This window comes from Cupriavidus alkaliphilus (assembly GCF_014191175.1).
Classification (GTDB): domain Bacteria; phylum Pseudomonadota; class Gammaproteobacteria; order Burkholderiales; family Burkholderiaceae; genus Cupriavidus; species Cupriavidus alkaliphilus.
Map to the genome: position 1 here is coordinate 1,150,426 of NZ_JACHWE010000001.1, position 19,829 is coordinate 1,170,254.

Consider the following 19,829-nt stretch of genomic DNA (forward strand, 5'->3'; position numbering starts at 1 on the left):
TGCAGCAATACAGGGTAAATACTTGTAACATTAGAGCTCCATGCTGCACTTTCGTTGTCCTGTCTTCAATACTTTTTGGGTTTATCCCTAGGGTTTAAATTGGAGGAAACACTCTAGGATGCGGGTTCGATGGTGCGCTGCAAGATTGGCACTCCGGCACGCTGTGCCGCGAACGATTGCCAGTGCTGTCGCGCCATTCCGTCCGATTTATCCCTAGGAGATCTGCATGTCACCTTTTACGCCCGAACAATTTGCTGCGGCGCAGAAGTCCAACGTGAGCCATTTGTTCGCGCTGACGAACACGGCGTTTGAAGGTTTCCAGAAGCTGGCCGAGCTGAACCTGCAAGCCATCAGGACCTCGCTCGCCGAAGGCCAGGAAAACGTCGAAGCGGTGCTGGCCGGCAAGGATGTTCGCGAAGTGTTCGCGGCGCAGGGCAACCTGGCCCAGCCGGCCGCCGAGAAGGCAGTGGCGTATGTACGCCACGTCTATGAAATCGCCTCGAATACGCAGGCGCAACTGAGCAAGGCGGTCGAGGCTCAGTACGAACAGCACAACCGCAACGTCCAGGCATTCGTCGACACCTTCGTGAAGAACGCGCCGGCCGGTTCGGAAGCGCTGACCGCGCTGCTGCAGTCGGGCGTTGCCGCGGCCAACACCACGTACCAGTCGTTCCAGGACGCCGCCAAGCAGACCGCTGAAGTCGCCAAGGCCAACTTCGCCAAGACCGCCGCAGCCGCGTCGGCCACGGCCGCGAACGCTACGCCGCGCGCCGCCAAGGCGTAACCCACAGCGCTGCCCCGGCCAGGCCGGAGCACGCGCCGCACACAGATCGCAGGCATGCAGGCCGGGAACCCCGCGTTCCCGGGCCCGCGGCACCGCGACACCATATCTTCCCGCCCCATCCATGCGCACCGGGACCGGCACGTCCGGCCCGGCATGGCCGCGCTTTGCCTGCGCGACGGCGGCGGGAATTTGCTCGGGGACCACCGGGGGAATGTCCCTTGCTGCACGGCAGGGGTCTTTCAAACTCACGAAAACGACGCAATCAGCATGACGAAGAGAATCGCATTGGTAACAGGTGGCATGGGTGGACTTGGCGAAGCCATCAGCATCCGGCTGCACGACGCCGGCCATGCCGTGGTGGTGACGCACTCGCCCGGCAATGCCAACGCCGCGGACTGGCTGGCCACGATGGCGGCCAACGGCCGCGAGATGCGCGCCTATGAGGTCGACGTCTCGGACTATGACGCCTGCCAGGCCTGCGCCGCGCGCATCCTGGCCGACGTCGGCCAGGTCGACATCCTGGTGAACAATGCCGGCATTACGCGCGACATGGCGTTCAAGAAGATGGACAAGCCGAACTGGGATGCCGTGATGCGGACCAATCTCGATTCGGTGTTCAACCTGACCAAGCCGCTGTGCGAAGGCATGGTCGAGCGCGGCTGGGGCCGCATCATCAATATCTCGTCGGTGAACGGCTCCAAGGGCGCGTTCGGCCAGACCAACTATGCCGCGGCCAAGGCCGGCATGCACGGCTTCACCAAGTCGCTGGCGCTGGAAGTGGCGCGCAAGGGCGTGACCGTCAACACGGTCTCGCCGGGCTACCTGGCCACCAGGATGGTCAACGCCGTGCCCAAGGACATCATGGAGACCAAGATCCTGCCGCAGATTCCGGTTGGCCGCGTCGGCAAGCCTGAAGAAGTGGCGGCGCTGATTGCCTACCTCTGCTCGGAGGAGGCGGCCTATGTGACCGGGTCCAATATCGCCATCAACGGCGGGCAGCACATGCAGTAAGCAGGTCGGCACCGGCCCGTGCCCGCTCCCGGAAAGCCCGTTCCGGGAGCGGCACGGCGCAAGTGCCAGACGCCGTTCATCGCCGCGTTCCTTCCGCAAGCCGGATTCTTGTCCATACTGAAGCTTGACCGGCGGACCGCCTCACCCCGCCGGGGACCACTGCGGACGGAGGGAAATCGTGTTCAAGCACATCTTGCTGGCCACCGACGGCTCAGAACTGTCAAGAATGGCGATGGAGGCAGCCATCGGCTTTGTCAAAGCCGACGGCACCAGGCTGACCGCCTATACGTGCATGGAGGAGTATCCCTATCTGGCATCGGGCGATGCCGGCCATCCCAGGCGCCAGGCGTTCGAGGAGCGGGAAGCCGAGCGGGCGCGGGCCCGGCTCGAAGAGGTGGTCGCCGCGAGCAGGGCGGCAGGCGTGTCCTGCGCCACCGACATGACGGCGAACGTTCCCTACAAGGGCATCATCGATGCCGCGGCGAGGCACGAGTGCGATGTGATCTTCATGGCGTCGCACGGGCGCAGGGGCCTGGACGCTTTGCTGGTCGGCAGTGAAACGCAGAAGGTGCTCACCCATTGCCGGGTGCCCGTGCTGGTCTACCGCTGAAGGCGCGGACGCCGACGCGGGGGCGCAACCATTGCGGCCCGGGGCGCGGTTGCTGTCGAATTCCATCCCACGGAGGTACTGCCATGGCGGATATCGAACAGGAAAAGGTCGTCGGCGTACTCAATCGGATACTGGAGGCCGAGCTCGCCGGAGTGGTGCGCTACACGCACTATTCGTTCCTGGTGTTCGGCTTCGGCCGCATTCCCATCGTGTCGTGGCTGCGTGAGCAAGCCAACGAGTCGTTGCTGCACGCGCACCAGGCGGGCGAATGGATAACCACACTGGGCGCCTATCCTTCGCTTGGCATCGGCGAACTGCTGGACGTCCACACCACCGATATCGGCGCGATCCTGCGTGAATCGCTGGCAACCGAACAGCAGGCGCTCGAGGCGTACCGCGAACTGCTGACCCTGGTCGAGGGCCGCTCCGTGGCGCTGGAGGAATATGCGCGGCAATTGATCCAGCTGGAGGAGCTGCATGCCGGCGAGGTCGAGAAAATGCTGCGCAAGCCCGGGGTTGCGGTAGCCGGGCAGGCAGGGAAGGGCTGACCAGCGCCAGCGCAGGCAAGGCTGCTGTCCCGCCACGGCACGGCATCGTGACCCTGCCAGGCTGCGCTGCCTACTTGCTGCCGTCGCGCGCATCCCCGCCGATCGCATCGACGATGATCATGGTGCGGTCCAGCACGCCACGCTCGTCGAAGTACGCGCTGAAGTGCGCCGGCTGGTACGCGCCGGCGTAGAGCCGGTACGACCACGCCTCGCGCTTCATCATCGGATAGTATTCGACCGGCTCGCGCGGCAGGCCGAAGTGCTCGGCCACGTCCTGCTTGGTCCACACGCCCGGGCGGGCGGCGTAGATTTCCTTCTCGGTCAGCATCTGGCGGAAGCTGGTCAGCTTGCCGCCGGCGTCGAAGTCCGCGGCATACACCTCGAAACCGAGCGGCTGCTTGGAATAGATCCAGCGGCTGGTGCCGTTGGCGAGCGGGTAGGTTTCGGAAGGCGCGCCGAAGGTATCGCGCACGGCGCTCTGCGGGCTGCCGATCATCTTCTGCGCGGTCTGCATGGGCTGCAGCGTTGCGCAGGCACACAGCAGGGTTGCCGCGGTGGCGGCCAGCCAGACGGACAGGCGATGGCGCATGGTGGGTCTCCGGTAAGCACTGCGGATGGGAATCCGTTCAGCATAGCGCAACGCATCCGGGCGCGTGCCGCCGCTGCCGGTGCCCCGCCCGTTACCAGCCGAATCGGTAATCCTTTGCCGGATGCAGCCGCCAGCTGCCGTCGCCCGGCAGTTCCAGCACCTGGTGGTGGTACTTCAGCAGCGTGGGCCGGTGGCTGACGCTGACCAGCGTCGCCTGCAAGCCCGCCAGCAACTGGTACAGCGCATCTTCGTTGCTAATGTCGAGGGCGCTGGTGGCCTCGTCCAGCATCACATAGCGCGGCCTGGCCAGCAGCACGCGCGCAATGGTCAGCCGCTGCTGCTCGCCCAGCGACAGCACCTTGCTCCAGTCCACTTCCGTGTCGAGTCCGCCGAAGCGGCCGGCGATGTCGCGCAGGTTGACGGTATCCAGCAATTGCTGCAGCTCGTCGTCGGCAACGTGCCGGCCGACATGGTTGGGGTAGAGCAGCTGGCTGCGCAGGCTGCCGACCACCATGTAGGGATGCTGCGGCAGGAACAGCATGTCCTGCGGCGCCGGCCGCACGATGCGGCCGGTGCCGCTGTTCCACAAGCCCGCGATCGCGCGCATCAGCGAACTCTTGCCGCCGCCGCTGGCGCCGACGATCAGCAGTCCCTCGCCGGGAGGGATCGACACGCTCAGGTCGGTGACCAGCGTGCGCTCCTGGTTGGGCGTCTGCAGCGTGACATGTTCTAGCGCGAGCCGCGAGTCCTGGCGGGACTCGATGGTGGCGGCAGCCCGCGGCGCGGTCGTCTTTTTCCCGGTCAGGGTGCTGGAGAACGTGTCCAGGCGATCGAGCCCGGCCACGAACCGGCTCAGGTCTTCAAAGTTGTCGACGATCACCGTCAGCGCGTTCAGCACGGCGGCGAAGGCGCCCGCGGCGCGGATCGCGCTGCCGACCTCGAGCTCGCCGTCCAGCACGCGCGAGGCCACGATCGCGCTGGGCAGCAGGATGGTCAGGAAGCCATAGCCATACTGGAACATGTTCAGCCCCAGCTGCCACTTGATAAGCCGCTCGAAGTTCTGGAACGCCTTGCCGAAGCGCCCGCGGACATGGGAGGACTCCTGCGGCTCGCCGCGATAGAACGCAATCGACTCGGCGTTCTCGCGCACGCGGATCAGGCTGAAGCGGAAGTCGGCCTCGCGCTTGAGCTGGTAGAAGTTCAGGCCGATCAGCACCCGCCCGAAACAGGCGATCGAGACAAAGGTGCCGGCGATCGCGTACACCACCAGGAAATAGACCAGTTCCCTGGAGATCATCCACAGCACCGCGCTGAACGCAATCAGCTGCAGCAGCGCGCCGATGCCGATCGACAGGAAGAACAGCGACTGCCGCGTAAAGGTGTTGATATCCTCTGAGATGCGCTGGTCGGGATTGTCGATGCCGGCATCCGCATTGAGCTTGTAGAAAATGCGGTTCTTGAAATATCCGTCCAGGTAATGGTGGGTCATCCAGCGCCGCCAGTGCAGGCCCAGCGTGTTGCGGATGTAGTAATAGACCGCATAGACGGGAATGGCGACGATCAGGATGTACAGGCAGGTGCGGATCGAGGCCCAGAAACGGTCGGCATCGCGCGCCGCCAGCGCCGAGGTGAATTCGCCGGTCTGCTCGTTGATAAGCACCTCGGCCTGGGTCTGGCCCAGCAGCAGCAGGATCAGCACCAGCAGCAGGCTGGCGGCTTTCCATCGCTCCTGCGAGACCCAGTAGGGTTTGGCGATTACCCAATAGCGGGTCCAGACGTGCCGCGTGGACGTGGCGGGGCGTTTGCCGGCGGCCGTAGTGCTGTCGGCCACTTGCGGCTCAGGCACGGCGCTCATAATCCACCTCCGGGGTGCTGAGCGGATTTCATTGTCGTCACATGGCGGCACGGCTCCGGGAGCGCGGCGCGGCGGAAAATGACTATTGAAATATAGGCCAGCAAAATCGATGCCCGGCGCTTTTGCACGTGCCCGGCCCGGGCGGGCGCCAGGCGCCGCTGGCCGTGGCTTGACGCAGGCGTCGAAGCTGATTCCAATCCCGGGTGTCCGTTTCCCATCACAGGCCGACCCCGCATGGACCGCTTCGACGCGCTGCAACTCTTCACCCGGATCGTGGAACTGGGCTCGTTCACCCGCGCCGCCAGCGCGCTGGACATGCCGCGCGCCACGGCGACCCACGCGATCAAGGAACTCGAGGCGCGCGTCGGCGCGCGGCTTCTGGAGCGCACCACGCGGCAGGTGCGCCCGACGCTGGACGGGCAGGCCTTCTATGAGCGCGGCAAGCGTGTGCTGCAGGCGCTGGAAGATGCCGAGACCTCGCTCAGCACCCAGGTGGCCGACCCGCGCGGCACGCTGCGGCTGGACCTGCATGGCACCCATGCCACGCTGATCATCCTGCCGCGCATCGGCGAGTTCCGCGCGCGTTATCCGCATATCGACCTGGTCATCAGCAGCGGCGACCGCCTGGTCGACCTGATCGGCGAGGGCATCGATTGCGTGGTGCGCGCCGGCCGGCCGCGCGATTCGTCGCTGGTGGCGCGGCGCCTGGCGGAGATGCCCGAGGTGCTGTGCGCCAGCCCCGCGTACCTGGCGGCACACGGCACGCCGCGGCATCCGTCGCAGCTGGGCGAACACGTCGGCGTGGGCTTCTTTTCCCGCAACCATGACAACCGCTACCCGTTCACCCTGACCGTCGATGGCGAGGTGCGTGCGTTCCGGGCCAGCGGCTGGATTTCGGTCAGCGATGCCGAGTGCTATACCAGCGCGGCGCTGGCCGGCTGCGGCCTGATCCAGGTGCCGCGCTTCCGCGTCGAAGACCATGTGCGCGCCGGGCGGCTGGTGCCGGTGCTGGAAGCCTGGCCATGCCCGGACCTGCCGGTGTCGGCGCTGTATCCGTTCCACCGCCAGCTGGCGCCGCGCGTACGGGTCTTTGTCGACTGGGTGGCGGGCATCTATGCGGAACGGTTCGGGCCGCCGCGGGCCACAGCCGACGCCGCGCATGGTGGAAACCCGGGCGTGTCCCCGGCCTGAACCCTCACTAAGATGAAAGACCTGCCGCCGGTGCGGCGCACAACGATAACGCGGAGACTTCATCTATGGATCGTCGACAGTTCCTTGGCACCGCGGCACTCGCGGTGGCGGCCGGCGTGGCGCCGCACGCCCTGGCCCAGCAGTGGCCCGCCCGCGCCATCCGGCTGGTGGTGGCCTATCCGCCCGGCGGCGGCACCGACGTGGTGGCGCGCCTGTTCGCCGACTACCTCGCGCGCGTGACCGGGCAGTCGGTGGTGGTGGAGAACAAGCCCGGCGGCGCCACCATTCCGGCCACGCAGGACGTGATCCGCGCAAAGAACGACGGCCAGACCCTGCTGGTGACGCTGGGCTCTTCGGCCACCTCGGGCGCGCATATCAACCGCGTGCCCTACGATCCCTTGACCGACCTGACCGCGCTCGCCGAACTCGGCCGCGCGCCGGTGCTGATGGCCGCCAACAAGGACGCGCCGTATAACACGCTGAAGGAACTGGTCGCCTACGCCAGGGCGAATCCGGGCAAGCCGATCCACTCGGCCTCGTACGGTCCGGGCACGTCGTCGCACTTCGGCCCGCTGCTGTTCAACCGGCTCGCCGGCACCAACCTCGAACCGGTGCTGTACAAGGGTTCGGCGCCGGCCACGCAGGACCTGGTTGGCGGCGTGGTGCCGCTGATGATTGACGGCCTGACCACCGGCGTGCCGTTGTACCAGGCCGGCAAGACCAAGGTGCTGGCCACCACCATCCCGGAGCGCTCGGAACTCGCGCCCGGCGCGCCTACGTTCCGCGAACTGGGCTACCCCGAGATGGAGCAGTTGAGCGGCTATTTCGCGCTGTTTGGCCCCAAGGCGATGCCCCGCGAGACGGTGGAGGCGGTCTCCGCCGCGGTGCGCAAGGTGCTGGCCGATCCCGCCTACCAGAAGCGGCTGGCGGGCGTGGGCGTGCTGCCGCCGCAGGCGGTCACGCCCGATGCGTTCGCCACGCAGATCCGCGCCGACCATGCGCGCTGGGGGCAGTTCATCAAGGATATCGGGTTCAAGATCGAGGGAAGCTGAACCTCCGGCGCTTCACGCGTCGTCTTGCTGGCTGGCCTTTGCCCGGGTGCGCGCCGGCGCTTTTGTCTTCGCCTTGCCCTGGTTGAAAGCGATCGCGGCGCGGACCAGGGCCTTGAGCGCGCGTGCGTCGATCTTGTCGCCCTCGGCCAGGTCGATCGCCCGCCATTTGTTGCCGCCCAGGCCGGCGTTGAAAAGATGGTCCGGGTCGGGCAGGCTGGCGCCGTTGGTAAAGGTAATTTTCACCTTGGCCTTGTGGGCGTTGGCGACGGCGATCATGCCGTCGCGCGACCATACCGGGCTGCCCATCCATTTCCATTCCTCGACGATGCCGCGGTCGGCTGCGAGGATGGCCTTGCGCAGGCTGGCCAGGGTCTGGCCGCGCCAGTCGGCCAGGCCCGCGATCAGCTGGTCGATCTGTTCAGACGGATTCATCGATGCTTGTTCCTCAAGGTTCTGGCTGACCGGCTTATCATAGCCGCTCAGTGCGGTCTCGCCGACCAACGTCAATCGGGGGAGTTCATCCATGGCCAACAGCACGTCCCGGACCCCGGCAGGGGGTGCGCGCAAGCCTCCGCGGAAAGCCGCCACCCGGCCCGCCACCGGCAAGCCGGTGCTGCTGGCAGGCGGCAATCCGCAGATTCCGAAAGGCGATGGCGATGCGCCGGTGCAAGCCTATCTCGCGGCGATGCCGGGCTGGAAGCAGGACGCGGGCCGGCGCCTGGATGCACTGGTGGAGCGCAACGTGCCCGATGTGAACAAGGCGGTGCGCTGGAATTCGCCGTTCTACGGCAGGGCGGGGCAGGGCTGGTTTCTCAGCTTCCATTGCATGACCCGCTACATCAAGGTGGCGTTTTTCCGCGGCATGTCGCTGGATCCCGTGCCGCCGGTCGAATCCAGGGACAAGGACACGCGCTATTTCCATATCCACGAAGGCGAGGACTTCGACGAGGCGCTGCTGGCGCACTGGATCCGGCAGGCCGCGGCGCTGCCGGGGTGGAAGCCTTAGCCAGGCGCCGCGCGGCCCGCGCGAGCCGAAGCGCTTCCCCCGAACGGGGCGTTCCATCGGCGCCGGAATTTACCTACCCTTGCAAGCTTCATCGGCCGGCGGCCAGTTGCCGCTCGGCTGCGTCTTCACGATCGCACCCGCGACGGGCGCGCATCCTGCCGGAGAGTGCATGAAGATAGATCCACTCCGTGACTGGCAATACGCCGAGACCGTGCTGAATGCGCGCACGCCGCAGGAAGTCGCACAGGTCGCGCTGCGCGCGGCCCGGGCCATGGGCTTCAACCACCATGCCTACGTCATGAAGCAGCCCGCGCTCGGTCCGCAGGACGACAACGACTTCGTCTGCTTCCACGATTTCCCGGCGGACTGGGCCCGTGCGCGCTACGAGCCGCTGCGCGCGAAGCGGCACGAGGATGGCGACGCGCGCGTGGCGCACGTGCGCGCGGGCATGCCGGCGACATCGTGGAATGCGCTGGGCGAGGTCGACCACACGCGCCGCGATATCGGACAGAGCGCGCGCAAGCTGCTGCGCAGCGCGGGCGAGCACGGGCTCAACGCGGGCCTGACCATTCCGCTATGGACGCCGGGAATAGACTGGGCCTTCATGACGCTGACCACCGATGCCACCTCCGACCTGCGCGCGCTGCGCACCACGCTGGCACCGATGAGCTATTTTGCGCACTGCCTGCACTCGGCGCTGCGGCGGCTGCAAGGCGACGCCGCGCGCCCGGCGCTGAGCCGGCGCCAGCGCGAGATCCTGCACTGGGCGGCGATCGGCAAGACCACATGGGAGATCTCCACCATCCTCGGCATCAGCGAGAGCACCGTCTACTTCCACCTGAACGTTGCCGCCGACAAGCTCAATACGCGCGGGCGCCAGGCCACCTGCGCGCGCGCGGTGGCGCTGGGGCTGCTTTCCATCTGACACCGCCGCGGCGTTGACCGGGCGGTCTGCCGCTCACGCGCACAAGCCCCGGGGGCAACACCTCCCCCGGGGCTCGAAGCCAGCGCGACAAGCGCGCGTCAGTTGGCCGGCGTGTAATAGCGGCCGGCGATACGGGTGCCGGCGTCGCTCCACTGGTTCCAGACCAGCGCCGCATTGCCTTTTTCGTTAACCGCCAGGGCGGGGATCGCGGCGCTGTCGCCGTAGCTCTCGCCCAGCGCAGCGGTGCCCCAGCCGGTGCCGGCGACATAGCGGTTGGTCCACAGGTCGGCCACGCTGCTGCCGTCGGGCTCCTGGGTCCAGGCGACAAAGCCGTTGCCGGCGCCGTCCAGGCCGACCGTCGGCAGGCTGGGCGTGCGCGTGCTGGCGCCGAGCAGCACGGTCGCGGTGCCCCAGGCGCCGTTGGCCGGCGCCACGCTGGCCACCAGCGTGTTGTCGCTGCGGCCCCAGGCCACCATGGCGTCGCCGCGCGCATTGACCGACAGCCGGGCCTTGCTGATAAAGGCTTCGGCCGCCGGCGGCGCCACCGCGACGGGGTTCTGCCAGGCCGAGGTAAAGCGCCTGGCGTAGAGCGTGCTTGCCGCGGTGCCGTTGGCGACATCGGATTGGCCCCATACCAGCGTGGCGTTGCCGCTGCCGTCCATGGCGATGGCGGGATAGCCGAGCGAGCGGTCGATGCTGTCGTCGCGCACCAGTTCGCTGGGCGCGTCCCAGCTGCCGCCGCTGAAGCGGCTGGTCCAGATGCCGTTGCTGGCCAGGTCGGTCAGTTCCCACACGGCAATCGCCTCGCCCGAGGGCGCCACGGCAACCTGCGGGCGCAGGTTCTGGATGCCGGTGTCATTGGGGGTCGCGAACATCGATTCCGTGCCCCAGCCGCCGGCGGCGGTGTAGCGGTTCGCGACGATCTTGAACGGGCCGAACTGACCGTCGCGCTGGCTCCACACCGCGATCGCGTTGCCGCTGGTGTCCATGCCGACCTGCGGCTGCGCGGCCAGGCCAGCGCCGGCCTCGATGCGCGCCAGCGTGCCCCAGCCGGCGGCCGGATCGAAGGGCCTGGCCCAGATGTCGTAGGCGCCCGCGCTGGTCAGCTGAGCCCACACCACCATGGCGCGGCCGCTGGCGCGGTCCATCGCGATCTGCGGACCGTCGGTGGCGCCGGCAGCGTCGTTCTCCAGCGCCACCGGCGCGCTCCAGCCGGAACCCGGCACGTAGCGGCTTGCCAGCACGCTTTCGTTGGCGGTGCCCGCATCGAGCTGCATCCAGACCGCGATGGCGTTGCCCGCGGCATCGATGGCGACGTTGACATTGCCCGCGCCGGCCTCGCTGAAGGGCGCCGGATCGGTCCAGCCCGCAGGCGTGGGCGTGCCGGGGTTGCCGGGGTTGCCAGGCGTTCCGGGGGTGCCCGGAGTGCCAGGGTTGCCGGAGTTGGGTTGCGGTGTCGTGCTGTTATCGTCCCCGCCGCACGCGGACAGCGCCGCGCAAACCGCCATCAGCAAAATTGTCTTACGCATTGAGTCTTCCCTTTCGGATCTTGTTCTTCAACGATCAATTCGCGCCCGGGCCGGCATGACGGCGCTGTGGAGGCCGCAGCGGACCCGGCGCCTGGGGCTGGCGCGAATTGCCACGGGCGAGAATAGTGAAAGGCGGGCAGGGTGGCGCGCCGACCCTGTGGGATTCCACAGGGTGGCCGCAACGCGCGGCGGTGGCGCGCTCATGCCGGGCCACCCGGCTTCTGGCCTATATTGAAGTCCTGCGGCATGGGCACCGGCGTCGCCGGGCCCGCCGCGGCAGGAAGGAGCGCGCCATGAAGATCGCCAGCATCGAAGCCATCGCCCTGCGCATTCCGTTCACGGTCGGCGGCGTGTCGGCCGCGGGCGTCTGGGGCGGGGCCGGCATGCAGGCCGCCGACTCGCTGCTGCTCAAGGTGAGCACCGATGACGGCCTGGTCGGCTGGGGCGAAACCTTCGGCTTTGTCGGCGTTCCGGTGGCCAGGGCGGCGATCGAGCAGATGCTGGCGCCGGCCTGCATCGGCCGTGACGCGAGCCAGATCGATGCGATCGGCCTCGACCTGCAGCGCAGCTTCCATGTGTTCGGGCGCAGCGGGCCCTTGTTCTATGGGCTGTCGGCGCTCGATATCGCGCTGTGGGACCTCTGCGGCAAGGCGGCGGGGCTGCCCGTCTACCGGCTGCTAGGCGGGGCGCGGCGCGAGCAGCTCCCGGCCTACGCCAGCCTGATCCGCTATGCCGACGCCGAAGCGATCGCGGTCAACGTCAGGCGCGCCATCGCCGATGGCTATCGCAGCCTGAAGCTGCACGAAGTCGACCTGGCCGTGATCCGCGCCGCGCGCGCGGCGGCGGGCCCGGATATCGAGATCACGCTGGATACGAACTGTCCATGGACGCTGCATCAGGCCATCGACATGGCCCACGCGCTGCAGCCCTTGTCGCTGAGGTGGCTGGAAGAGCCGCTGTGGCCGCCCGAGAACTACGCCGGCCTTGCGGCGCTGCGCCGGCGCTGCGCGATCCCGCTCGCCGCCGGCGAGAATGCCACCACGCTGATGGAATTCGAGCAGCTGCTGAGCGCCGGTGCCGTCGACGTGGTGCAGCCCAGCCCGGCCAAGATGGGCGGCATCAGCGCCCTGCGCGATGTCTTTGCCCTGGCCCGGGCGCACAACGCGCAGGTCATGGTCCATACCTTCTACGACGGCCCCGGGCTGCTGGCCGCCATGCATGCCACCGCGGCGCTGGGCGATGCCGACGCCATGATCGAATGGCGGTACTTCGACATGGCCGCACAGGTGCTTGGCAATGCCGTGGTGCCGCGCGACGGCATGATCGCGCTACCCGCGGGCCCGGGCCTGGGCGTCGACCCCGATTCGGAAGTGATCCGGCGCTACCGCGTCGGCTGACGCCGGCGCTCAGAAATCGACCTTCTCTCCCGGCTGCGGCACGATCACGCTCGCCGCGGCACCGGCGCCCAGCGCCGTCCTGAATGCCTCCGGCGTGCCGCTCGCTTGCGGCGAGGTCTGGTAGTGGATCGGGATCGCGAAGCGGGGCCGGATCAGGTCGCGCACGGCGATCGCGGCATCCTGCGGTCCCATGGTGGAATGCCCGCCGATCGGGATCAGCACCAGATCCGGCTTGTAGATCTCGCCGATCAGGCGCATGTCGCCGAACAGCCCGGTATCGCCCATATGCCAGATGCGGAAGCCGTTTTCCATTTCAATGATGTAGCCCACCGGCTCGCCGCCGTAGTGGGTTTCGTCCTTGCCCGTGGCCGGGTTCTTCAGCGCCAGTTCCGAGGAGTGTTCCGCGTGCACCGCGGTAATTTTCGGGCCCGCCGGGCCAAACGGCATGACCGTGCCGCTCTTGCCGAAGCGCTGCACCTGCGCCTCCGGCACCAGGCCCAGGCTGACCAGCGCCCGGCCCAGGCCGCCGCCGTTGTACACCGGTGCGTTGCTCAGCCGGGCCAGCGCGGGGGTATCGCCCAGATGGTCATTGTGGGCATGCGTGACCAGGATCAGGTCGACCTTGCCGAGCGCGGACAGCTGCCTGAAACCGGGCGGGGTTTTCGGATTGTTGGTCAGCCACGGGTCGATCACGATGACCTTGCCGCCCGGCGTGGTGATGCGCGTGGCGGCCTGGCCCAGCCACAGCACTTCGGTCTTGCCCGCGGTGGGCTGGCCGGGCGCTAGCGGGCGCGGCGCGTCCGCCGGGGGCGTCGGCGCGGCACAGGCGCCGAGCAGGGCGCAGAGGGTGGTTAGCATCATCCCAAGGTGTCTGAGCATGTCCTGCCTCCGTGAGTGGATCGATGCCGGATCGATACGCAACGCAGCCCGGGCCGCTAGCGCGCAAACATGCCCAGGCCTTCGTGGTCGTAGAACTCCAGCCAGACGCGGTCGCTGGAAAACGCGGCCTGCGAGATCGTGCCCGGCATGGCGTTCTCATTGTCGAGCGTGAAGGTGAAGATATCGCCGTCCCAGTGGCTCAGCGGCAGCACCAGCGGCGTCGCGCCGAGCGTCATCACCAGCGTGCCGCCCTGGTCGGCGACCTGCAGCGGGCCGTAGTAATCGTTGCGGTAGGTGCCGGTGTAGACCGACAGCGCGCGCGCCGGCAGCGGATTGGCCGGGCGCGGCTGCCCCACCAGCCGGCCTTCCGGCTCCAGCAGCGGTGCCAGCGCATCGCCATAGAGCTTGCCCCAGTCGCGGCGGATGGTGCCGTATTGCGCCAGGTCGAAGAACTGGGCGCTCAGGGTTTCCGGCACGCCGATGGGCTGCGCGTTGGTCAGGGTCACGATCGCCAGGTCGAGCTCAGGCACCGCCATGAAGCTGGTCGCGGCGCCCAGGGCGAAGGCGCCGGAGTGGTTGAGCGAGGTCAGGCCCAGTTCGGTCGTGCCGACATTGAAGCCATAGCCATAGTAGCCGGCAGGGCGCTCGCCGGCGGGCGGGGTGCTCTGCATTTGCGGACTCACCGCGGGCGCCAGCGCGGCGGCGTCGACCACCCGCTGCCCGCCGAACTCGCCTTTGGCGAGCAGCATCGCCAGCCATTTCGCCATGTCGTTGACCGACGCACTGACGCCGCCCGCAGCCGATTGCGCATCGGGCATCCGCGCCGTGCCCTGAACCCAGTTGCCGTTGACCCGCACGTGGCCGATCGCGCGGTTGTCGCGCGCGGCATAGTCGGCAAAGCGCGAGCTGGTGCGCGTCATGCCCAGCGGCTGGTAGAGCGCCTGTTCCGACAGCGTGGCCCAGTCGGTGCCGGCGGCGACGGCAACGGCTTCGGCGGCCGCGGTCATGCCGAAGTTGGTGTACGCGTAGACCGCGCGGAACGGATGCAGCGGCAGGAAGCGCAGGCGCGTCAGCACTTGCTGGCGGTCGTAGCCCATGTCTTCGAGACGGTCGCCGGCGTGGTCCGGCAGGCCGGAACGGTGGGCGTAGAGGTCGCCGATGGTGACGGCCGCCGACACCTCGGCATCGGCCAGCGTGAACCAGGGCAGGTGCGTGCGCACCGGCGTATCCCAGCCGATGCCGCCGCGGCCGACCTGGCGCGCCACCACCGTGGCGCCGATGGACTTCGACACCGAGGCCAGCTGGAATACCGTGTCGGCATCGACCGGCGCAGGATCGGTCACCAGGCGGCGACCGAAGCCCTTGGCGTAAACGGTCTGGTTGCCGCGCACTACCGCAACCGCCATCCCGGGCACGCGTGAGCTGGTCATCAGGTCCGCGACCAGCTGGTCGAGCCGGGCGATGGCCTGAGTGATCTGTGCCGCGGGGACCGGCTCGGGCGGCGCGGGCGGCGGCTCGTCGTCGTCGCCGCCGCACGCCGGCAGCGCGGGGACCAGCAGGCCGCCCAGCGCGGCTCCCAGGAAACGGCGACGCTCTTGCAGTTTGCCCACGGTAGTTCTCCGTTGTGAGGCGGAACAGGCCATGGCACGGCAGTGTCGGGGCCAGGTAGAACTACTGTATGCGATCGATCGCCGGGCGGCGAATGATGGACGGCGCTGCAAAGCAAAAGGCCCGCACTTTCGCGCGGGCCTTTTGCTTAAAACTTGGTGCCCAGGAGAGGACTCGGTCACGCATGCGCGACCCCGGCTGCGCTGGCAAGCGCAGCCCTTCTCGTCCTCGCGAAAAGCGCTCAAGCGCTTTTCTTCCTGGGCGGAAAAAAAAAGGTCTGCATGCGCAGACCTTTTTCGAATTGTGGTGCCCAGGAGAGGACTCGAACCTCCACAGTGTTGCCACCGCTAGGACCTGAACCTAGTGCGTCTACCAATTCCGCCACCTGGGCAGGTGGTGAGCCGCGAATTCTACCGAAGGCGGCGGAATTTGCAAGCCCTTGCGCGGGCGCCGTGCGAAAAAACTTTGGCGACCGCGCTCAGCATCGGTCGGGGCGCCCGCCGGCGATCAGAACGACGGCACCATCGCGCCCTTGTACTGTGCCTTCATGAACTGGCGCACGTCTTCCGACTGGTACGCGGCCACCAGCTTCTTGACCCACGGCTTGTCCTTGTCCTGGGTGCGCACCACGATGATGTTGGCGTACGGGCTGTGGATGTCTTCCAGCGCGATCGCGTCCCTGGTCGGCTGCATGCCGGCGGCGAGCGCGTAGTTGGTGTTGATCACGGCGGCGCCGACATCGGGCAGCGCGCGCGCCAGCTGGGCCGCGTCCAGTTCCACGATCTTCAGCTTCCTGGGGTTCTCGGCCACGTCCAGCGGCGTGGCATTGGAACCGTTGGTGCCGGCGCCGGCCTTGAGCTTGATCACGCCTTGCGCCTGCAGCAACAGCAGCGCGCGGTTTTCATTGGAAGGGTCGTTGGGCACCGCCACCTTGGCACCCTGCGGCAGGTCCTTGGGCGACTTCAGGTTCTTCGAATAGATGCCCAGCGGCGAGATATAGGTGTAGCCCACGCTCTGCATCTTGTAGCCGCGCTGCTTCACCTGGCTGTCCAGGTACGGCTGGTGCTGGAAGCTGTTGGCGTCGAGGTCGCCGGCATCGAGCGCGGCGTTGGGCTGGACGTAGTCGTTGAACTCGACGACCTTCACGTTCAGGCCATTGCGCTTGGCCACCTTCTGGACCACTTGCCAGACTTCGGCGTCCGGTCCGCTGACCGTGCCGACACGGATGGTCTGTTCCTGGGCCGAGGCACTGCCGGCGGCGATAAAACCCACGGCGGACACAGCTGCCGCCAAACGCTTGATGAAAGACGTGCGCATAGGAGTGGTGAAGATCTTGTTGTGATGTGGCGAGTGAGAGGCAATCGCGGGGCAGGGATCGCCTGTCCGGAGCGAGCGCACAGATTAACGCAATTGCGTCCGGACGGCGCGGCGCGGACGATTCTGGCGTCTATTTCTTTTTCATAAGCTTATGAAGCCAGGCGGCGCCCGTCCGCCGGCATTAAATGCCCCGGTGCCGCAACTCAGTCCGCAAACACTTCACGCAAGGTCCGCAAGGTGTCTGCCACGGTCCGGTCACTCAGGCCGCCGGCCCGCTTTACCAGCCGGGACTTGTCGACGGTGCGCAGCTGATCCAGCAGGATCAGGCCGGTCTTGCGCTGGAAGGTCACCGGGATGCGAAACGGTGCCGGCCGGCTGCCGGTGGTCATCGGCGCCACCGTCACCGTGCGCAGGTAGTCGTGCATCTCGGGCGGCGACAGGATGACGCAGGGGCGCGTCTTCTCGATCTCGCTGCCGACGGTGGGATCGAGCGCGACCAGCCAGACATCGCCACGCGCTACCATTTCAGCTCCGCGTCGTCGGCGTTGGGCAGCTCGCCCAGCGCCAGGGTGTCGTCGCCGGCCGCGGCGATCTGCCGGCTGGCTTCGGCCCAGCCTTGCCGCGGTGACTGGCGGGGCCGGCGCAGCACCAGCGTGTCATTCACGATTTCCATTTCCACTTCATTCTCCAGACCCAGCTGTGCCAGGATGGCCTTGGGAATCAGGACACCTTGCGAGTTGCCCATCTTGCGGATCGTTGCCTTCATGTCTTGTTGCTCATGGTGTGGCCAGTCGTGGCGTCAGCACAATGTTATTACACCGCGGGCATCAAGGAAACAGGCAGGCACGACGCTGGATGGAAATGTGACATCCCGGCGCAGCGGGCAACAGGCGAATTGTCCGAAAACGCCCGCGCCGCGTGGAGAGGCCGCTCAGTCGGCGACAGTCCCGTAGCCCTGGCCCTTCCATTCGATAAAACACAGCCCATGCCCGAACGGGTCCGCCAGCGTGGCCTGCCGGCCCCAGGCAAATTCCTGGGGCCAGTCTTCGATCTCGGCGCCGGCCTCGAGCGCGCGCTCGATGGCCTGCTCGAGGTCGGCGACGACGAAATCGAGGTGAACCGGGGTCCAGTGGCGGCGATAGTCGCGCCGGGTCGCGGCGCGCGTGGTCGGGCGCGTGCCCGCTGGCTTGGCGAGCAGGTAGATCGGGGCATTGCCGCCCAGCATTTCGGCGACTGAGCCGTCGAACAGCTTGCGGCCCAGCCGCAGTCCCAGCCCTTGCGCGTAGAAATCGATGCCGCGCGCCAGGTCGTCGACATCGATATTGATCAGCAACTCCATCACAGCCTCCTGCAGCGTTCCGTGTGAAAGCGGCCGCATTGTGCGCCGGGTCTCCTGACAACTGCTGTCAGGAGTGATGTTTCAGCCGGGCGCGACGTCCGGGAGCTGCAGTTGGCGCAAGTCTGGCCGATATCCGAGAGGGCCGGGTCGGCCCATGTTGCAGTGCGCAGACAAAAAGGTCTCGCGAATACGCGGAGACTTCATAATATCGACTTATTGCAAATGGGAGAGTGAAGTTGCGTTTTGAGCACTTGGTTGAGATCAATGATCCGGGCAACCCGCAGCTGGAACCGCTGACGGCCGAGCAGGTGTGGCAGGGCCTGGTGCTGCGCGCCGAATCTCCTGAGCTTTTCGTGCTGGGCCTGGACCGCGCCGAAGTGGTGGGCCGCGGCGACAACTGGATCGACCGCGTGCTGCATTTCGGCGAGGCTTCGATCGAAGATCATGTGGTTTACGAGCCGCGCCGGCTGGTGCGCTACGAGACCGCGGCCACGGCCGAGCATGCCGGCGGCACGCTGACCATGGCCATCGAGACCCCGGCGCCGGGCGCGCTGCTGCTGCGCTTTATCTACGACACCACCATGCCGGCCGTCGACGCCAGCGGCGACGACCGCTACGCCGAGATCGTCAAGTCCGCCTACCACGCGGCCGACATCGACACCGTTCGCAAGATCCGCGAGATCGCCGATACCGGGCGGCTGGGGTGAGCGAGGGCCCCGCCACGCCGGAGGGTTCCGGCCAGCGGCCGGCTCTGCCGACCCGGCAGGCGCTGCGCGAGCGCTACGGCGAACGGCTGCGCTGGCTGGTGCTGGCGACGCTGATGCTGGGCACGATCTCGTCGATCGTCTCGTCCACCATCGTCAATGTGGCCATTCCCGACCTGAGCCGGCACTTCGTGCTGGGTCAGGAGCGCGCGCAATGGGTCGCGGCCAGCTTCATGATCGCGATGACGCTGTCGATGCTGCTGACTCCCTGGCTGCTGAACCGCTACGGGCTGCGGCGCACGTTCCTGGGCGCGTCTCTGCTGCTGGGCGCGGGCGGACTGGTGGGCGGTTTCTCGCCGACCTACGGCGTGATGATCGCCATGCGCGTGGCCGAGGGCATCGCCGCGGGCATCATGCAGCCGCTGCCCAATATCCTGATCCTGCGCGTCTTTGAAGAGCGCGAGCAGGGCAAGGCGATCAGCATGTTCGGCTTCGGCGTGGTGCTGGCGCCGGCGCTGGGGCCGAGCCTGGGCGGCTTCCTGGTCGAGGCCTTCGGCTGGCGCTCGATCTTCTTCGTGGTGGTGCCGCTGACGCTGCTGGCCGTGCTGATGGCGCGCCGCTTCATGGCGGTGGACTCGATCATGATGGGCGAGCGCCAGCCGCTGGACTGGCGCGGGCTGGCCCTGGCCGGCATCGCCACCGTCAGCCTGCTCAACGGCGTGGTGGAGATGCGCGAGAGCGTGCCCGCGGGACTGGCGCTGTCGGGCTTTGGCGTGCTGATGCTGGCGGCCTTCGTGATGTGGCAGCTGCGCGCGGCGTACCCGCTGATGAATATGCGGCTCTACAGCTACCGGCAGTTCGCGGCCGGGGCGGTGGTGGCCTTCATCTATGGCGCGGGCCTGTTCGGCTCGACCTACCTGTTGCCGGTCTATATGCAGATGGCGCTGGAGTACACGCCGTCGCGCGCGGGCCTGGTGCTGTTCCCGGCGGGCGTGGTGCTGGCGCTGACGATTGCGGTGGCGGGTCGCTTCACGCACCGGATCCCGCCGCATGTGCAGGTGTCGTTCGGGCTGGCGCTGCTGTCGTTGTCGTTCCTGCTGATGGCGCTGGGCTCGCGCGCGACCCCGTACCTGGTGCTGGTGGCGCTGGCGGTGCTGGGGCGGATCGGCCTGGGCTGCATCCTGCCGTCGCTGACGCTGGGCGCGATGCGCGGCGTGGACTTCACGCTGATCGCGCAGGGTTCGAGCTGCATCAACTTCCTGCGCCAGCTCGGCGGCGCCATTGGCGTGAGCCTGGCGGGGGTAGGGCTGCAATGGCGCCTGGCCGAGCATGGCGCGTTGCTGGGCCAGGCCGGCGACAGCGCGCTCCAGGCGGCGCGCATCCGCGCCTTCGACGAGACCTTCCTCGCGGTGGGCGTGGTGATCGCCAGTGCGATGCTGGCGGCCTGGCGCATCCGGCCGCGTCCGGCGCCGGCGGCCTGAGGCC

General features: G+C 67.6%; 21 protein-coding genes and 1 tRNA gene. 11 read left to right on the top strand and 11 right to left on the bottom strand.

The genetic code is table 11. The features are described from left to right. The first annotated feature begins 226 nt into the window (after positions 1-226). The 4 genes from phaP3 to FHX60_RS05485 all read left to right on the top strand — a co-directional run bounded on the left by phaP3 (position 227) and on the right by FHX60_RS05485 (position 2,953). Positions 227-784 carry a TIGR01841 family phasin PhaP3 gene (phaP3, locus tag FHX60_RS05470; RefSeq protein ID WP_092308845.1) on the top strand — a complete coding sequence of 186 codons (558 nt, stop codon included), beginning with the start codon at positions 227-229 and terminating at the stop codon, positions 782-784. Between the two features lie 267 nt (positions 785-1,051). Beyond that, positions 1,052-1,795: an acetoacetyl-CoA reductase gene (gene phbB / locus FHX60_RS05475; RefSeq protein ID WP_112774152.1), complete on the top strand. Its 744-nt coding sequence runs from the start codon at positions 1,052-1,054 to the stop codon at positions 1,793-1,795. 178 nt (positions 1,796-1,973) lie between these two features. Then, positions 1,974-2,405, top strand: a complete 432-nt coding sequence (locus FHX60_RS05480; protein WP_112774153.1) for a universal stress protein — start codon at positions 1,974-1,976, stop codon at positions 2,403-2,405. Between the two features lie 83 nt (positions 2,406-2,488). After that, positions 2,489-2,953, top strand: coding sequence for a ferritin-like domain-containing protein (locus FHX60_RS05485; RefSeq protein WP_112774154.1), 465 nt, complete (start codon positions 2,489-2,491; stop codon positions 2,951-2,953). Positions 2,954-3,023: 70 nt separating this feature from the next. Here FHX60_RS05485 and FHX60_RS05490 read toward each other — a convergent pair whose 3' ends face one another. Together FHX60_RS05490 and FHX60_RS05495 are read right to left on the bottom strand one after the other, a co-directional pair. Further along, a complete protein-coding gene (locus FHX60_RS05490) occupies positions 3,024-3,542 on the bottom strand; it encodes a hypothetical protein (RefSeq protein WP_112774155.1) in 519 nt (172 codons plus the stop codon). 91 nt (positions 3,543-3,633) lie between these two features. Further along, positions 3,634-5,397 (bottom strand): ABC transporter ATP-binding protein/permease, encoded by a 1,764-nt coding sequence (locus FHX60_RS05495; RefSeq protein WP_112774156.1) that lies wholly within the window; start codon positions 5,395-5,397, stop codon positions 3,634-3,636. 234 nt (positions 5,398-5,631) lie between these two features. Between FHX60_RS05495 and FHX60_RS05500 the strand changes: the two genes are divergently transcribed. Continuing rightward, positions 5,632-6,588: a LysR family transcriptional regulator gene (locus FHX60_RS05500; protein ID WP_183282702.1), complete on the top strand. Its 957-nt coding sequence runs from the start codon at positions 5,632-5,634 to the stop codon at positions 6,586-6,588. Between the two features lie 65 nt (positions 6,589-6,653). Continuing rightward, the gene (locus FHX60_RS05505) at positions 6,654-7,640 is read left to right on the top strand and encodes a Bug family tripartite tricarboxylate transporter substrate binding protein (RefSeq protein WP_112774158.1); all 987 of its coding nucleotides are present in this window, start codon (positions 6,654-6,656) and stop codon (positions 7,638-7,640) included. Between the two features lie 12 nt (positions 7,641-7,652). Here FHX60_RS05505 and FHX60_RS05510 read toward each other — a convergent pair whose 3' ends face one another. Then, positions 7,653-8,072, bottom strand: a complete 420-nt coding sequence (locus tag FHX60_RS05510; RefSeq protein ID WP_183282842.1) for a DUF1801 domain-containing protein — start codon at positions 8,070-8,072, stop codon at positions 7,653-7,655. 91 nt (positions 8,073-8,163) lie between these two features. Between FHX60_RS05510 and FHX60_RS05515 the strand changes: the two genes are divergently transcribed. Together FHX60_RS05515 and FHX60_RS27655 are read left to right on the top strand one after the other, a co-directional pair. After that, positions 8,164-8,646: a DUF1801 domain-containing protein gene (locus FHX60_RS05515; protein WP_181486964.1), complete on the top strand. Its 483-nt coding sequence runs from the start codon at positions 8,164-8,166 to the stop codon at positions 8,644-8,646. A gap of 169 nt (positions 8,647-8,815) precedes the next feature. Then, positions 8,816-9,571, top strand: coding sequence for a helix-turn-helix transcriptional regulator (locus FHX60_RS27655; RefSeq protein ID WP_112774161.1), 756 nt, complete (start codon positions 8,816-8,818; stop codon positions 9,569-9,571). A gap of 98 nt (positions 9,572-9,669) precedes the next feature. Here FHX60_RS27655 and FHX60_RS05525 read toward each other — a convergent pair whose 3' ends face one another. Next, positions 9,670-11,100 (bottom strand): hypothetical protein, encoded by a 1,431-nt coding sequence (locus tag FHX60_RS05525; RefSeq protein WP_146748175.1) that lies wholly within the window; start codon positions 11,098-11,100, stop codon positions 9,670-9,672. A gap of 293 nt (positions 11,101-11,393) precedes the next feature. Here FHX60_RS05525 and FHX60_RS05530 point away from each other — a divergent pair, with 293 nt between their 5' ends. Further along, positions 11,394-12,497 carry a mandelate racemase/muconate lactonizing enzyme family protein gene (locus FHX60_RS05530; protein ID WP_183282703.1) on the top strand — a complete coding sequence of 368 codons (1,104 nt, stop codon included), beginning with the start codon at positions 11,394-11,396 and terminating at the stop codon, positions 12,495-12,497. A 9-nt stretch (positions 12,498-12,506) separates the two neighbouring features. Here FHX60_RS05530 and FHX60_RS05535 read toward each other — a convergent pair whose 3' ends face one another. The 7 genes from FHX60_RS05535 to FHX60_RS05565 form a co-directional block, all read right to left on the bottom strand. Beyond that, positions 12,507-13,376 (bottom strand): metal-dependent hydrolase, encoded by an 870-nt coding sequence (locus FHX60_RS05535; RefSeq protein ID WP_260163468.1) that lies wholly within the window; start codon positions 13,374-13,376, stop codon positions 12,507-12,509. A 56-nt stretch (positions 13,377-13,432) separates the two neighbouring features. Further along, entirely contained in the window at positions 13,433-14,986 is a 1,554-nt protein-coding gene (locus FHX60_RS05540; protein ID WP_183282704.1) for a serine hydrolase, read from the bottom strand. Positions 14,987-15,288: 302 nt separating this feature from the next. Further along, a tRNA-Leu gene (locus FHX60_RS05545) sits at positions 15,289-15,375 on the bottom strand. A 116-nt stretch (positions 15,376-15,491) separates the two neighbouring features. Then, positions 15,492-16,301, bottom strand: coding sequence for a MetQ/NlpA family ABC transporter substrate-binding protein (locus tag FHX60_RS05550; protein ID WP_092308792.1), 810 nt, complete (start codon positions 16,299-16,301; stop codon positions 15,492-15,494). A 203-nt stretch (positions 16,302-16,504) separates the two neighbouring features. Beyond that, positions 16,505-16,825 (bottom strand): type II toxin-antitoxin system PemK/MazF family toxin, encoded by a 321-nt coding sequence (locus FHX60_RS05555; protein WP_111517828.1) that lies wholly within the window; start codon positions 16,823-16,825, stop codon positions 16,505-16,507. Next, the gene (locus tag FHX60_RS05560) at positions 16,819-17,067 is read right to left on the bottom strand and encodes an AbrB/MazE/SpoVT family DNA-binding domain-containing protein (protein ID WP_112774167.1); all 249 of its coding nucleotides are present in this window, start codon (positions 17,065-17,067) and stop codon (positions 16,819-16,821) included. Before FHX60_RS05560 ends, FHX60_RS05555 begins: the two co-directional genes overlap by 7 nt. A gap of 165 nt (positions 17,068-17,232) precedes the next feature. Then, positions 17,233-17,640 (bottom strand): VOC family protein, encoded by a 408-nt coding sequence (locus tag FHX60_RS05565; protein WP_112774168.1) that lies wholly within the window; start codon positions 17,638-17,640, stop codon positions 17,233-17,235. Positions 17,641-17,876: 236 nt separating this feature from the next. Here FHX60_RS05565 and FHX60_RS05570 point away from each other — a divergent pair, with 236 nt between their 5' ends. Beyond that, a complete protein-coding gene (locus tag FHX60_RS05570) occupies positions 17,877-18,347 on the top strand; it encodes an SRPBCC family protein (RefSeq protein WP_165835128.1) in 471 nt (156 codons plus the stop codon). After that, positions 18,344-19,825: a DHA2 family efflux MFS transporter permease subunit gene (locus tag FHX60_RS05575; protein ID WP_183282705.1), complete on the top strand. Its 1,482-nt coding sequence runs from the start codon at positions 18,344-18,346 to the stop codon at positions 19,823-19,825. Before FHX60_RS05570 ends, FHX60_RS05575 begins: the two co-directional genes overlap by 4 nt. The last annotated feature ends 4 nt before the right edge of the window (positions 19,826-19,829 follow it).